This is a genomic window from Enterococcus sp. AZ167 (assembly GCF_051714025.1).
In the GTDB taxonomy this organism is placed as follows: domain Bacteria; phylum Bacillota; class Bacilli; order Lactobacillales; family Enterococcaceae; genus Enterococcus_D; species Enterococcus_D casseliflavus.
Map to the genome: position 1 here is coordinate 1,064,632 of NZ_JBIORB010000001.1, position 13,576 is coordinate 1,078,207.

Annotated in this window: 13 protein-coding genes; 8 read left to right on the plus strand and 5 right to left on the minus strand. The window is 44.8% G+C overall.

Translation table 11 applies throughout. From position 1 onward, the window contains the following. Window positions 1-19: 19 nt before the first annotated feature. Window positions 20-1,852: a beta-glucoside-specific PTS transporter subunit IIABC gene (locus IGJ05_RS05025; protein ID WP_225000738.1), complete on the minus strand. Its 1,833-nt coding sequence runs from the start codon at window positions 1,850-1,852 to the stop codon at window positions 20-22. 336 nt (window positions 1,853-2,188) lie between these two features. Here IGJ05_RS05025 and IGJ05_RS05030 point away from each other — a divergent pair, with 336 nt between their 5' ends. The 8 genes from IGJ05_RS05030 (at window position 2,189) to IGJ05_RS05065 (ending at window position 9,506) form a co-directional block, all read left to right on the plus strand. Beyond that, window positions 2,189-3,112 carry a dihydrodipicolinate synthase family protein gene (locus IGJ05_RS05030; protein ID WP_225000737.1) on the plus strand — a complete coding sequence of 308 codons (924 nt, stop codon included), beginning with the start codon at window positions 2,189-2,191 and terminating at the stop codon, window positions 3,110-3,112. Then, the gene (locus IGJ05_RS05035) at window positions 3,102-3,761 is read left to right on the plus strand and encodes an HD domain-containing protein (RefSeq protein WP_005225715.1); all 660 of its coding nucleotides are present in this window, start codon (window positions 3,102-3,104) and stop codon (window positions 3,759-3,761) included. The genes IGJ05_RS05030 and IGJ05_RS05035 overlap by 11 nt, the downstream gene beginning before the upstream one ends. 314 nt (window positions 3,762-4,075) lie before the next feature. Then, window positions 4,076-5,140, plus strand: coding sequence for an ABC transporter permease (locus IGJ05_RS05040; protein WP_086338379.1), 1,065 nt, complete (start codon window positions 4,076-4,078; stop codon window positions 5,138-5,140). 11 nt (window positions 5,141-5,151) lie between these two features. Next, entirely contained in the window at window positions 5,152-5,868 is a 717-nt protein-coding gene (locus IGJ05_RS05045) for an ABC transporter ATP-binding protein (RefSeq protein WP_005225713.1), read from the plus strand. Continuing rightward, the gene (locus IGJ05_RS05050) at window positions 5,865-7,352 is read left to right on the plus strand and encodes a phytoene desaturase family protein (RefSeq protein ID WP_225000736.1); all 1,488 of its coding nucleotides are present in this window, start codon (window positions 5,865-5,867) and stop codon (window positions 7,350-7,352) included. Before IGJ05_RS05045 ends, IGJ05_RS05050 begins: the two co-directional genes overlap by 4 nt. Then, window positions 7,342-8,265 (plus strand): phytoene/squalene synthase family protein, encoded by a 924-nt coding sequence (locus IGJ05_RS05055; RefSeq protein ID WP_010747951.1) that lies wholly within the window; start codon window positions 7,342-7,344, stop codon window positions 8,263-8,265. The genes IGJ05_RS05050 and IGJ05_RS05055 overlap by 11 nt, the downstream gene beginning before the upstream one ends. A gap of 2 nt (window positions 8,266-8,267) precedes the next feature. After that, window positions 8,268-8,828: a TetR/AcrR family transcriptional regulator gene (locus IGJ05_RS05060; RefSeq protein WP_010747950.1), complete on the plus strand. Its 561-nt coding sequence runs from the start codon at window positions 8,268-8,270 to the stop codon at window positions 8,826-8,828. A gap of 99 nt (window positions 8,829-8,927) precedes the next feature. Then, window positions 8,928-9,506, plus strand: a complete 579-nt coding sequence (locus tag IGJ05_RS05065) for a TMEM175 family protein (protein ID WP_317755928.1) — start codon at window positions 8,928-8,930, stop codon at window positions 9,504-9,506. A 106-nt stretch (window positions 9,507-9,612) separates the two neighbouring features. On the opposite strand, the gene IGJ05_RS05070 is transcribed toward IGJ05_RS05065, so the two are convergent. Genes IGJ05_RS05070 through IGJ05_RS05085 form a run of 4 tightly spaced genes read right to left on the minus strand, consistent with a single transcriptional unit; the run spans window position 9,613 to window position 13,575 of the window. Continuing rightward, entirely contained in the window at window positions 9,613-10,617 is a 1,005-nt protein-coding gene (locus tag IGJ05_RS05070) for a sugar kinase (RefSeq protein ID WP_086295013.1), read from the minus strand. Window positions 10,618-10,626: 9 nt separating this feature from the next. Continuing rightward, window positions 10,627-11,376 (minus strand): 2-dehydro-3-deoxy-phosphogluconate aldolase, encoded by a 750-nt coding sequence (gene dagF / locus IGJ05_RS05075; protein ID WP_142437071.1) that lies wholly within the window; start codon window positions 11,374-11,376, stop codon window positions 10,627-10,629. Next, window positions 11,373-12,479 carry a DgaE family pyridoxal phosphate-dependent ammonia lyase gene (locus IGJ05_RS05080; RefSeq protein WP_142962710.1) on the minus strand — a complete coding sequence of 369 codons (1,107 nt, stop codon included), beginning with the start codon at window positions 12,477-12,479 and terminating at the stop codon, window positions 11,373-11,375. Before IGJ05_RS05080 ends, dagF begins: the two co-directional genes overlap by 4 nt. Beyond that, window positions 12,463-13,575 (minus strand): amidohydrolase/deacetylase family metallohydrolase, encoded by a 1,113-nt coding sequence (locus tag IGJ05_RS05085; protein ID WP_317755927.1) that lies wholly within the window; start codon window positions 13,573-13,575, stop codon window positions 12,463-12,465. Before IGJ05_RS05085 ends, IGJ05_RS05080 begins: the two co-directional genes overlap by 17 nt. Window position 13,576: the final 1 nt, after the last annotated feature.

Genomic DNA, 13,576 nt, shown 5'->3' on the forward strand with positions numbered 1-13,576 from the left:
TATTGCATTGCTCATTTGTTTAGACGAGTGGTGCGATCGATAGGACACCTTGGTCGCTTTGCTCATCGGTTGATTCGATCGTTTTGACTGTAAAGTTTTCTTGATTGGTGACCACACAGATCACGATTGGATCAAAACCAGCTGCTTTGATGGCATCTAGATCAAATTGGATCAGCGGTTGCCCTTGTTTCACTCGATCCCCCGCTTTTACGTAAGGGGTAAAGTGTTTGCTTTCTAGTTGAACGGTATCCAAGCCGATATGAAAGAGCAATTCTGCGCCATTGCGGGTTTTTAACCCGATCGCATGGTTGGTTTCAAACAACATCGTGATCTCGCCATCTTCAGGTGCGATCAATTCGCCAGACGTCGGGATGATCCCGAACCCTTCTCCGATCATACCGCTTGAAAAGACTTCATCGTTGACTTCAGATAAAGCTACCACTTGCCCATCTACTGGTTTGCTCAATACTTCGGCTTTGGGATCGGCAACCGTCGTCTTATTTTCTACCACTTTGTCTTTGAATAAGAAAAGGACAAGGACAAAGGAAACAGCAAAGGATACCCCTAACGTGACCAATGCCCACACAAGATTCATCGGGTTGGCTTCATCCACGAACATAGTGATACTTGCTAGACCAGGGCCAACTAATGCGAATGCCTTGATGGCAAACAAACCAGCCACCGCTCCACCAACTAGGCTGGAAGCCATCACGCCGTAAAGCACTCGTTTATGCAGGATCGTCACCCCATACAAAGCAGGCTCGGTGATGCCAAAAAGGGCGGAGATGCCTGCAGAAACAGCGGTTGAACGAAGTTTTTGGTCTTTGGTCCGAACACTCACCGCAAAACAAGCACCAGCTTCTGCAATGTTATGTGCCAATGAGGCAGGCAAGTATAACAGCTCTGCCCCCATCTCACTCATGGACGAAACAGCATAGGGAATCATGGCTTTGTGCATGCCTGTAACCACCATCAATGGTAAAACAGCGGCTAAGATCCCTGTTGCCACCCAACCTAAATGGGCATACAGCCAAATGATCGCTGCTGAAAAAATCGTTCCGACTTCAAAGCCTAATGGGCCTAAAATCAATAAAGCAACTGGAACCGTAATAACTAAGCTCATCATTGGAACAAAGAAGATACGGATCGGTTTTGGTGAGATTCGGGTAAACAGCTTTTCAATTTGAGCGTAAAATAAAACCGTTAAAATGGCTGGAAATACTTGTGACGCATAGGCGATATTTTGTAAACCGAAGCCCATGAAGGCTGCGCCATCTGTCAATAGTGTCGTTAGTTCAGGCAAAATCAAGGCACCGACAGCGGAAACCGCCACCAATTGGTTGACCTTTAATTTATTTGCCGTGGTGATCGCCACTAAAATCGGTAAGAAATACAATGGTGCGCCACCGATCAGATTCAAAATTTGATACGTCTGGCTCGTATTGTCCATCAATCCAGTGACAGAAGCAAGTAACAGTAAGGATTTCAAGACGCCCCCTCCAGCGACTGCTGGAATCAACGGTTGAAAAATCGAGATAATAAAATCAAGCAGGACCGCACCCCACGATTGTTTTTGTTTGCCTTCACTTCCTCCATCCGCTGTTAGCTCATGACCTAACACGTTCATAACCTCATCATACACTTCGACGACATCATTGCCGATGATGACTTGGCATTGGACATTTTGTCGCACCCCAATCACGCCATCGACTTTTTCCAAGGCATCTTTTTGTACGAGGCTATTGTCTTTTAAGGTAAAGCGCAAGCGTGTGGAGCAATGTTCCAAATGTGCGATATTTTCTTTTCCGCCAATCAACTCAACGATGGCAGTTGCCGTTTCTTTTACATTCATAATTTTCTTCTCCTTTAATTAGTTTTCCTTTGTTGGCCAAACAAAGAAAAAAGCAGGCAGCACCTACAAAAACATTGAACGGAATCCAACGATCCCTTCCATGTTTTTTATAGGTCCTGCCTGCATTACCAGTCACATGCCTGTTTTATTACTTGCATAATACCATGCTTTATTTGAAAACGCAACCACCGTTTTAAAAATATTTTGCTAAGCCTTTTGCTGAAACGAGAAGTTTGCTACACTTAGTGGATAATCAGTTGTTTCGTCTTCCTTGGCTTGCACCAGAAGCAAGAAGAACATCGCTGGCTAAACGTATCACAAGAAAGGATGAATCGGATGACTTCATTGAATCACTCATTGCATATTGCCGTCCCAACAGCATTTGATCATGCAGAAAGACTTGACACAAAAAAGACGATCGCCCATATCTTGCAACTGCAAAAACAAGGGATCAAATCGGTTTTGGTGTGCGGCTCCACCGGTGAACAGCACTCATTGACCTTAACAGAAAAAAAACAGCTTCTACATGCCTTAGCGCAAGAAACCAGCTGGGCAGCCGATTTCGAAGTCCTCTTCGGTTTAGCTGGCATCGTATTTCATGAAACGCTCGCGTTGGCAGAAACAATCAGCAAAAATCCCCGAATCGATGGTGTGGTTTTAGGCTTTCCCCCTTATCTTTGCCTGACCCAAAAGGAAGCCGTGCTCTATGCTCAAGGATTGATCCATACTTGCGAAAAACCAGTTATTTTATACAACAATCCCCGCCGCACGGGCTTTGATTTATCTGCAGAAAGTCTCTTGACCTTGATCGCTGACCCTCGGGTGATCAGCTTAAAAGAAGCTGGCAGGAAGGAGCGAGTGCCTCAACTAAAAACAAAGACGGCTGCCGATTTTCGCTTTTATGCTGGTGGTGAAGCGGACTTGGCGGAAAAGGTCGTACTAGGGTTTAACGGGCTGTCATCAATGGCAGGAAACCTTTGTCCCAAGGAGATCCAGGTGATTTGGCAAAGGTTACTCCAAGGTAATGCAACGATTTCGAAGTCGAATGAATGGCAGAATATGGAACAAGCAGCTGCTGGCGATCCAACCAATACCATCAGTTACCTTCCGTGGCTCAAGCAGCAAATCACCATTGATGGACAGCCCTTTGGCTTTTGTCGTCAGCCGCTAGGTCTAGAAACAATTGATCGGTTTGGCACTGGCTCAATTCCCCCTCATTTAGCACATGAAAGGCAGGAGAACCAGACAAATGAAGATTGATGCACCGATTGATCCACAGCTAAAGCACTATATTGAAAGCTCCATCATCCCGCAATACAACCAATTGGATAGCAGTCACTCCCCAGCGCACGTCCACCAAGTGATCCAAAATAGTTTTGAAATTGCTGAAACATTGCCCGTTGACCTGAATATCGTCTATACGGTAGCTGCCTACCATGATATCGGCTTGCTCTATGGCCGCAAAAACCACGAAAGCAATTCCCGCAAGATCGTTGAACAAGATGCTGTGTTGCCACGCTTTTTCTCTCCTCCAGTCATTTCAATGATCGGCGAAGCTGTAGAAGATCATCGCGCCTCGCTGCCCTATGAGCCTCGCTCGCTTTATGGCAAAATTATTTCCGAAGCCGATCGCGACTTAGATTTTGAGCGAATCCTCAAGCGAACCTTGCTTTTTGCTTATGAGAAAAAGCAGCTGACAGATTTAGAACAATTGCATCATGAAGCGTATCAGTACATTTCAAAGAAATACGGTCCTCAAAGTGAGCTGAAGGTTTGGTTGGATTATCGCAAAAACCAAGACGGTTTGGCGATCATCTATCAAAAATTAGCACAACCTGAAAGCTTCCGTCACTCCTTTGAAAAAATCGTGCCGTTAGTTATCGCTACAAGCAAAGAAACTGACGATTGACACTTTGATCCAGCACCAGACTTCAAATAGGAACCCTCTGATTCAGCGCCGCAGTTGTGTCTGCACTGAATCAGAGGGCTTTTACTGTTATTCTAAACGTTCTTTCTCCACTAAAATCCCCCGCCCCTTCGCTGCTCCTACGCGTCTATTCAAATCAAAGGGCAGCAAGTGGTTTTCTTCAATCAACAGACGCCCCTTCTAAATAACCTTCCTTTTTTCACCGAATTTACTCTTTGTAAGCAAGATAGTTTGCTGAAAATAAAAAAAATGGTATTTTTATTTTATCAAGTGATAAAATATTAGGAGGAATCGTTATGTTTTTGGCAATCAATGAAATACGCCATTCCAAATTGCGTTACGCCCTAGTCACAGGGGTCATGTTTTTAATCGCCTATTTGGTCTTTTTTTTAACTGGGTTAGCTTATGGGTTGGCTCAAGATAATCGGATGGCGGTCGACAAATGGGAGGCAGATCAAATTTTGTTGACCGAAGAAGCAAATGATAATTTAAACATGTCGATGCTTCCTCGCAGTCTTTATGATGAAGTCGATGCACCAGAAAAAGCAGTTTTGGCGCAAACCGCTGGAGTTGTGACCAAAGAAGGCAACGGTGAAAAAGTCGATGTCACCTTTTTCGGCATTGATCCAGATCAATTTTTAGCACCCAATATTACCGATGGCGAGATGTTTGCTTCAGATGATGAAGCGGTCGCCGACAGCAGTATTGAGGAAGAATACGGGATTTCCATTGGTGACACCATCAAATTAGCAGGCAGTGACAAAAAATTAAAAATCGTCGGTTTTACAGATAACGCCCGCTTCAGTGTCGCTCCGGTCCTCTACACCTCGATCGGTGCCTATCAAGAAATTCGTTTTGAAAAAGAAGATGATTCTGAAAATGCCCGTATCAACGCGATCGTGACTCGTGGCAAAATCAAAGAAGTGCCAGATGATCTGGTCGCCACGGATATCAGCAAATTTATTAATGAATTGCCTGGTTACAACGCACAAGTGCTGACCTTTGGCTTTATGATCGGGTTCTTGATCGTGATCGCTGCCATCGTTATCGGTATTTTTATCTATGTGTTAACGATGCAAAAATCAGAAATTTTTGGTGTCATGAAAGCTCAAGGGATCTCTAGCCGCTACATTGCTTTTTCGGTGATCGCCCAAACGTTCTTATTGGCAACCTCGGGTGTTTTGATCGGTGGTTTGGCAACGATCGGTACCGCCCTCGTGTTACCTGCGGCAGTGCCATTCCAAATCAATCTATTATTCTTTGCTAGTATCAGTGTCATGATGATTCTGATCGCGATGCTAGGTGCTTTCTTCTCGGTGCGAACGATTGTAAAAATCGACCCATTGAAAGCAATCGGATAGGAGGAAAAAACATGAGTGCCATTGAATTCAAACAAGTCAAAAAATCATTTAAAGATGGGGATGCGACAATTGAAGCCTTGAAAGAAACCAACTTTTCGGTAGAAAAAGGCGAATTTGTCGCCATCATCGGTCCTTCTGGCTCTGGGAAAAGTACCTTTCTAACGATCGCCGGTGGTCTGCAAGCCCCCTCTGAAGGCGAAGTGTTTATCAATGACGAACCCTTCAGTAAACAAAAAGAAAAGCAACGGGCAAAAACTCGTTTCAAAAAGATCGGCTTTATTTTACAAGCTTCCAACCTTGTCCCTTTTTTGACGGTCAAAAAGCAACTCCAATTAGTGGATAAGGTCAGCAAAGAAACCCAAGAGCAATCAGCAACTGAATTGTTTGAACAACTTGGGATCGAAAAGCTGCAGAACAAATACCCCGATGAACTTTCTGGTGGTGAAAGACAGCGTGTGGCTATTGCCCGAGCGCTCTATCATGATCCCACCATCATATTGGCAGATGAACCAACGGCGAGTCTTGATTCAAAAAAAGCCGTCGAAGTCGTCAAAATCTTAGCAAAAGAAACCAAAGAAAAACAAAAAGCCACCATTATGGTGACCCATGATACCCGTTTAACAGATTATTGTGATCGGGTTCTCGTCATGAAAGATGGCGTTTTAGAAGAAAAAGAACACACGAAAAAAGAAGCCGAATCAGATGATTCGCAGAAGGAGCAAGCATGAAAAAAATTATTGTTGTCGGTGCGGGCGTGTCAGGATTAGCTGCTGCTGTCCGTTTGCAAAAACTTGGCTATGACGTCACCCTCTACGAAAAAGAAGGTCAACCTGGGGGCAAAATGAATCAGATCAAGGAAAACGGCTTTACCTTTGATGTGGGCCCCACCATCGTGATGATGCCTGAAATTTATCGTGAAGTGTTTGAATTTGCTGGCGTTGATCCGAATGACTATATTCCTATGGAGAAAGTCGATCCGATGCTGCAGCTGTATTTTGCCCAAGACGAACCGCTGACCTTCTCAAATGACTTAGTAGAATTGACCAAAACGCTAGAAGCGATCTCAGAAGAAGATGCTCAAGGCTATTTTGCCTTTTTAGCAGATATTTACAAACGCTATGTGATCGCCAAAGAGTCCTTCATCACCAAGTCGTTTCGGACATGGCGAGATTTTTACAATCCCAAATCATTATGGGCAGGGTTAAAGCTGCGAACGTTTAGTGACGCCTACTCTTCCATTTCTAAATTTGTCAAAGATGATCGCCTGCGTAAATCATTGGCGTTTCAAACCTTGTATATCGGTGTCTCCCCTTACCAAGGGCCGTCCCTTTATACGATCATCCCTATGATCGAGTTGATGTATGGGGTCTATTTCATCAAAGGCGGCATGTATACGTTAGCCACTGGTATGGCACGTTTGTTCCAAGAATTAGGCGGTACGATCCATTACAATACGCCGATCGATGAATTATTGATCGAAAACAAGCAAACCAAAGGCGTTCGTGTCAATGGAGAAACGATCACCGCAGATGCCGTGATTTGTGCGGCTGATTTTCCTTATGCTATGGAAAGATTGATTCCTGATGAATCAAAACGCGGCAAATACACCAATCAAAAAATCGCTTCGATGGATTATTCTTGTTCTTGTTTCTTGCTTTATTTAGGTCTGGACAAAAAATATGAAGATAGCGCACTCCACAGCATTTATTTTGCCAATGATTTCAAACGCAATGTAGATGATCTTTTCGAGGCTGGTAAGCTGCCAGAAGATCCTTCCTTCTACTTGTATCGCCCAACCCTGAAAGATGCTTCCTTAGCACCTGATGGTCAAGAAGGTCTTTATGTTTTAGTCCCAGTACCTGAATTATCTAAATTTGATCAATGGACGGATGAAACGATCCAAAGCTACCGCCAGCAGATCATTGGATTATTAAAAGAAAAAACGATCTTTACGGATATCGATGAACACATCGTGTATGAAAAAATGTATACGCCAGATACGTTCAATGATCGGTTCAATGCCTACAACGGTGCGACATTTGGCTTGAAACCGACCTTAGCCCAAAGCAATTACTATCGTCCCCATAATAAATTTGATTATGCAGAAGGCCTATACTTCTGCGGCAGCAGTACGCATCCAGGAGCGGGTGTGCCAATCGTGATGCAAAGTGCCAAGTTAGCTGTGGAGGAGTTGTTAAAAGATGACCGTTAAATCATTAAGCGTCTTTGATGAATACGACAACGATTTTTTATACTGTGAGGCCATCATAAAAAAGCATTCGAAAAATTTTCATACCGCCTTTTCTCAATTGCCAAAAGACAAAGCCCGCGCCGTCTATGCCGTCTACGCCTTTTGCCGACGTGCCGATGATGCCGTCGATGAAAAGCAAGACCCCTTGTTGATCGAAGCCATGAAAAAACGCTTGGAAGAAATGCAAAAACAAGTATCAGACGATACGATCGACTTGCCGCAAGCCGTCAAGGAAGAAGATCCTGATGAAGCCATTTGGCGGGCATTGACCCTTTCTTTCCAACAGTTTGATCTGCAATTCCAACCCTTTTTCGACCTATTGGTGGGGCAAAAACAAGACCTTGACTTCCAGCAACCCACCTCTGAAAAAGAGCTTTCTGACTATAGTTACTACGTAGCTGGCAGTGTAGGTCTGATGCTCTTGCCGATTCTCTCGCAAGCAGCCGCTGCGATTCAAGAGCCTGCCATCAAATTGGGTGAAGCGATGCAGCGCACCAATATTTTACGTGATATTGGCGAGGATCTGCGGATGGGCCGCATCTATTTGCCGCAAACGGTCTTGGCGCAATACAACCTTTCGCGAGAGGCTTTAGCAGCTGGCAATCAAAACCCGCAGTTTATCGAGATGTGGGAACACGAGGCGCAACTGGCAGAGACGCTTTATCAAGAATCTTTTGTCATGATGCCGCAAATCGATGAAGATTGCCGTGAAGCTCTATTAGCAGCTGCTTTGATCTATCGGGAAATCTTGACTGTGATTCGCAAAAACAACTATCAAGTATTTGCTGAAAAAACAGCGGTACCGAAACAACGGAAAATCCAACTTTTGTTTACCGCGAAAAAAATGCTTCGTCAGGAACGTTGGGAGGGCTGACTTTGAACTTGCGAGAAAAAATTTTACGAGTCGCAGAGAACCTGTTTATGCAGCAGGGGTATCAAGCAACTTCTACTAGACAGATCGCAGAAGCCGTCGGCATCACCCAACCCAATCTTTATTATCACTTCAAAGGCAAAGAAGCCATCTATTATGAAGTGATGGTTTCTTTGGCACAAGAGGTTTCTGGAAAGCTAAATCAGACCGTTGAAGATACTTCCTTGACGATCTCTGAAAAAATCTTGAACATGTTTCTTTTTTTAAGAAGTCGGCATCGGATCAATTTTTATATGATGATGCACGACATTCAGCATACCGTTTCTGAGGACACTTCTAAAAAACTGTACTTGCTTTGGCGGAAAAATTATAAAGAACCGTTTCTTGACTTGTTTCGTCGCAGTGATTCCAATCTCCGTTCGGATGTCGACCCAGAATTTGTCACCAGTCAATTGTTAGTACTGATGGCGGCTCATTTGGACTCACCAGAAAAAGAAGACAAGATGCCAGAAGCGATCGATTTGTTTTTATTCGGTGCACTAGGCAATGGGCCAATTGCGAAATAGCTGGAACGTTGGCTTTTGTCCCGAGAATAATCATTCGACGAATTTCTGACAATCGCGTACACTGATCCAGTAAACAGAAACTTAAAAGGATGGATGTACATGTCAAAAAATCGAATCGAAGCCTTTACCGATGCGGTCATTGCGATCGTAATGACCTTATTAGTATTGGAATTGCACCAGCCCGAAGGCGATACCTTTGCTTCTTTTTTAGGAGTGGAACAGCAATTTATTATTTATTTGATCAGCTTTGTGATGTTAGCGATCTACTGGAACAATCACCATCATCTATTTCAAGTAGTGTCTAAAATCGACGGTTGGACCTTGTGGGCGAATCATTTGTTGATTCTGGCACTGACCCTCTTTCCTTTTGTAACGTCATGGGTCAGTCGTTATCCAGTCGCTCTTGCCCCACAGCTACTATACGGGGCTGTCATTTTATTGATGGATTTCAGCTATTTCCTAGTTGGAAAATCCTTGGTTCGTGCCAATCCTGACAATCAAGCCATCGTGGAACTGTTTCGCGGATACAAGAAACTCTACTTTACGTTGTTTATCAACGTGCTGGCATTGCTCCTCGGCTGGGTGATCCACCCCCTATTTATCATCACACTGGATAGTCTCGTGCTATTGTTGTGGGTGATCCCTGAGAAAAAAGTAGAAACCTTTTTAAAACAATAAAAACACTTGCGTCCTTCTCCTAAAAGCGGTGAATGATTGCGCACAAGCAGCCGATTGGTCTACTTTTGCACAGTCATCCATCAAGAGAAGGACGCAAGTGTTTTTTCTAGCGAATCAAGTCTTTCCCAGGTGCCCGTAAGACTTGTTCAACTTGTTCTTTGGTGGTTAAGGGGACATCTCCCAGCATCGTATGAGCCAAAACTGCATTGGTGATAGCAAAATCAGCGGTGCGTTGGAGCGACCATTTTTCGGCATAGCCTAATAATACGCCAGCAGCATAGGCATCCCCTGCCCCGATCCGATCCAACACTTGCAGCAGCTGCGGTGCCGTTTCATAGGTATCTTGTGCCGTAATGATCCTTCCGCTGATAAACTGCTTGTCTTCCACGGCTAGACGCCGTGTCCCGCAGAACCATTCTAATTGATACTGGTCAATAAAGGATTGGATCAATGCAAGCTCGGCGCCTTCTGTTTCCTCTAAGGGATAAGCCAATAGCTCCTCCAAGTCACGGACAGACCCGAAAACTAGGTCACAATAGGGTAGGATCGTTTCATACCGTTGTTTCAGTACCTCCCGATTTAATTCTTCATTCAAGCTTGGACGGAAGTTGAAATCAAAGCAGACGCGAATCTGCTTGGCATGGGCCTGTTTCGCCAAAGCCAAAGCTGTTTGCCAGGTTTTCTCAGTCAAACTAAGAGAGATCCCGCAAATATGAATGAGATCGATCGTTTCTAAAAATCCATCGATAGCATATTCTTCTGGACCTGAAACGCCAAAGGAACTATGATGGCGATTTTGATACGTCACATAGGTTGGACGAGCGCCGTAGCCGATCTCGGCGAAATAACTGCCGATATGACTATATTTTTTGCCAACAAATGCCGTTTGAATCCCATAGGAACGCAAGCTGGCTTTTGCCGTATCTCCTAATCGGTTGGCTGGCACCTGCGTCAGCATCGACGTCGTCAAGCCGAAATGCGCCAAATTGCCTAACAGATTGACCCCTGTTCCCGTAAAATCCATTCGCAAAGAGTGGGTCTGTTCCAACGTTCGATATTCTGGTGGCGTCAACCGCATCATTACCTCACCGTAAGCACCGATCCGCATCATTGATCCCCCCTATTTGGCTGCTGCCAACACCTTTTTCGTCATTTCTGCTAATGTCTGTACATCTCCAGGGCGTGTGTCCCCTGTTTCTCCATCGATGATCGAGCTGTAAATATGTGGAATGATTTTTTTCACGCTTGCATCAACAGCGATCTGCAAGATTTCTTCAAAGTTTTCTAAATCGATACCGCCGGTCGGTTCCAAATAAAAATCATTCGCGGCACAAGCCTCGGCTACCGCTTGATATTCTGCTTTATGAGCCAACCCTTTCATTGGAAAATACTTGATAGAACTAGCGCCCATGTCTTTTAATAAAGCGATCGCTGTTTCAACTGGGACTTCTGCAGCTGGAGTTTGTGAACTCAATGGACCAGTCGCAATATTGACATAGCCGACTTTTCCCGTTGGTGAAACAAGGGCATTGACGATCGTTTCAGATTGTCCTAGCAAAGCTCGTGAGGTCCCCGCTCCCGTGAACACTTGGTTAACATGCTGTGGTTGAAGAACAGCGGAAATTCGGGAGACCATTTCACTTTGATTGGGGTCGCCAGCACCAAGCCCTACAGAAAGGGCATTATTTGTTGCCACTTGATAGTTCTTCATGTCAGCGATAGCCGCCTCGTCACTATCATAGTTTTTTGATAAAACACCTAGGACGATGTTGCCCTCTGCTGCTTCGTAACAAGCTTTCGCATTGTCGATGGAGTTTGCTAACACATTTAGACAGACACGGTCAGCGAAATAATTGGGTGAAGTTTTCATTTTTGGGTTGCTCCTAACATAATTTCTTGTAAGCGATCGGTGATCACTGCCATTTCTTGTTCATTGACTGCTCGGATATCAAATTCAATGATGCCGTTATTGGCTTGGTACTCACGGGTATAAATCGCTGGTTCTCCTGCTTTTAGTGCGTCGATCACTGCTTTGGCACTTGGTTCTTTCACTTTGACACTCGCCCGATAAATGTCTCTGCCAGCGCTGTCTTGAACGATTTTTGCTTCGAAACCAGTGATTTCATTGATTGCCGCAATAAATGGTTGCAGACGCTCTTGCATCGAAGCCCCAGATTCTGTTCCCTCCGCTAGATAATCCGTCATGGCTTGGGTAAATCCGAGAATATTGTCTTTACCGATTTTCATTGCTCGACCTATCCCTTTGGATTGCAGGCGTACCCAAGAGACATAGGGCTGCTTGCCGATCACTAAGCCAGCACTCGGTCCTGACAGTGCTTTCGCACCTGAATAGATCACTAAATCAGCACCGGCTTGGGTATAGGCAAACAAATCTTCCTCAGCAGCCGCATCAACGATCAATGGAAGATCGTGTGCCTTGGCAACTTGGGCCGTTTCTGCTACTGTCAACATACTTTTTTGAACGGTGTGATGACTCTTTATGTAGAGGATCGCCGCCGTTTCGGGCGTGATCATCTGTTCAATGTGCTCGGGAGTACACATATTGGCATAACCTGCTTCCACGACCTTCCCACCACCTTGTGTCACCATCACTTCCACTGGTGTGCCATAATCTACGTTGTGGCCTTTGGGCAAAATGATCTCCCGTTTACTGATTTTCTCACTGTAAGGGTGGTACAAATGATAGCTGTCGCCTTGACCGATGAGCGCCGCCACTGATTGGGCGATCCCCGCTGAAGCAGAAGAAACAATCTGTGCATCTTCCGTTTTCAACAATTTTGCCAAATAGGCACCGGTTTTTTCTGCTAGATCTGCCATTTCAAAGAAATGTTCCCCGCCATAGCGCTGGGCTGCAAGTACGCTTTCGCTGACTTTCGAGACACCTAGAATCGTCATTTTGCCAGAAGCATTGATGACTTCTTTCAAGTCTAATTCTTCAATATTCAGTGTCAAAAAGTTCCCCTCCTATCACCGCTTTTTGCGGCACGATCTGTTGTGTCGTGATTCGGCGATTGCCGTTAGAATCCGTCAATTCCTTTTCGCCCGCTTCAAAGCGGAAAATCGTAAAATCAGCATCATATCCCAATGCGATCTCGCCTTTGTTTTGTAAATGAAATTGCTTCGCAGGGGCACTGGTCACCTTCTCGATGATCTCACGCCAATCATACCCTACGACCGCTAATTTTTCCATAGTCGTCGCTAAATCAAAGACTGGTCCATTGGTACGATTGCGAATGTAGATATCTGTACTAATGGAAGAAGCCTTCAGCTGATTGGCAAAGGCTGTCTCCGCCACGTCAAAATTGAAACTGTCTGTCCCATGACCAATATCGAAGACCAAGCCTTTTTCATAGGCGTCAAAGACGAAAGGCTTGATGGTTTGGTTCGTCTGATCCAAAAATCCATTGGCTTTGCCGTTAAAGCAATGGGTCACCACATCGCCTGTTTCCAATTCAGCGAGAATCTCTGCTAAATTCGGTGGTGCTGAACCAATATGGACCATCAAAGGCAGCGGTTGATTTTCAGCTTGGATCGTTTTCGCTAATTTCAACGGCGTGATGCCATTTTCGCCGATCACCGTTTTGCTCATTCGGGCTTTGATCCCGACGATAAAGTCAGGAAACTTCTGCAGTGCTTCTTTGACCAATTCTTTTTTGACTTTTGACAGATCCGCAAGTTCATCCTGCTCTACGATCCCCCATTTGGAAATGTTGACTAAAGCAAAGACATTGGTTTTGGCTTCTTTGGCTAAATCATAAAACCGATGGATATTTTCAGCGCCCGTCGTCCCCGCATCGATAACGGTCGTGACGCCTTGATTGACACCGATCTCGTCTGGATAATCATAATAGAGCGTCATTTCCTCGAAACAATGGACATGGTCATCGATCCAACCAGCTGACAAGAACTCCCCTTCTGCTAAGGTCAGCTCTTGTTTCGCCTGCTCCTGCAATGTGGGTGCCAGAGCAGTGATTTTGCCGTCTTGAATCCCAATATCAAATACTTCTTCATCGATCGTGCGGGCTTGACGAATAATCAAATCAAACATT

Coding starts and splice junctions, on each gene's coding strand:
- IGJ05_RS05025 (WP_225000738.1), bottom strand. CDS start 1,852: ATGAATGTAAAAGAAACGGCAACTGCCATCGTTGAGTTGATTGGCGGA.
- IGJ05_RS05030 (WP_225000737.1), top strand. CDS start 2,189: ATGACTTCATTGAATCACTCATTGCATATTGCCGTCCCAACAGCATTT.
- IGJ05_RS05035 (WP_005225715.1), top strand. CDS start 3,102: ATGAAGATTGATGCACCGATTGATCCACAGCTAAAGCACTATATTGAA.
- IGJ05_RS05040 (WP_086338379.1), top strand. CDS start 4,076: ATGTTTTTGGCAATCAATGAAATACGCCATTCCAAATTGCGTTACGCC.
- IGJ05_RS05045 (WP_005225713.1), top strand. CDS start 5,152: ATGAGTGCCATTGAATTCAAACAAGTCAAAAAATCATTTAAAGATGGG.
- IGJ05_RS05050 (WP_225000736.1), top strand. CDS start 5,865: ATGAAAAAAATTATTGTTGTCGGTGCGGGCGTGTCAGGATTAGCTGCT.
- IGJ05_RS05055 (WP_010747951.1), top strand. CDS start 7,342: ATGACCGTTAAATCATTAAGCGTCTTTGATGAATACGACAACGATTTT.
- IGJ05_RS05065 (WP_317755928.1), top strand. CDS start 8,928: ATGTCAAAAAATCGAATCGAAGCCTTTACCGATGCGGTCATTGCGATC.
- IGJ05_RS05070 (WP_086295013.1), bottom strand. CDS start 10,617: ATGATGCGGATCGGTGCTTACGGTGAGGTAATGATGCGGTTGACGCCA.
- dagF (WP_142437071.1), bottom strand. CDS start 11,376: ATGAAAACTTCACCCAATTATTTCGCTGACCGTGTCTGTCTAAATGTG.
- IGJ05_RS05085 (WP_317755927.1), bottom strand. CDS start 13,575: ATGTTTGATTTGATTATTCGTCAAGCCCGCACGATCGATGAAGAAGTA.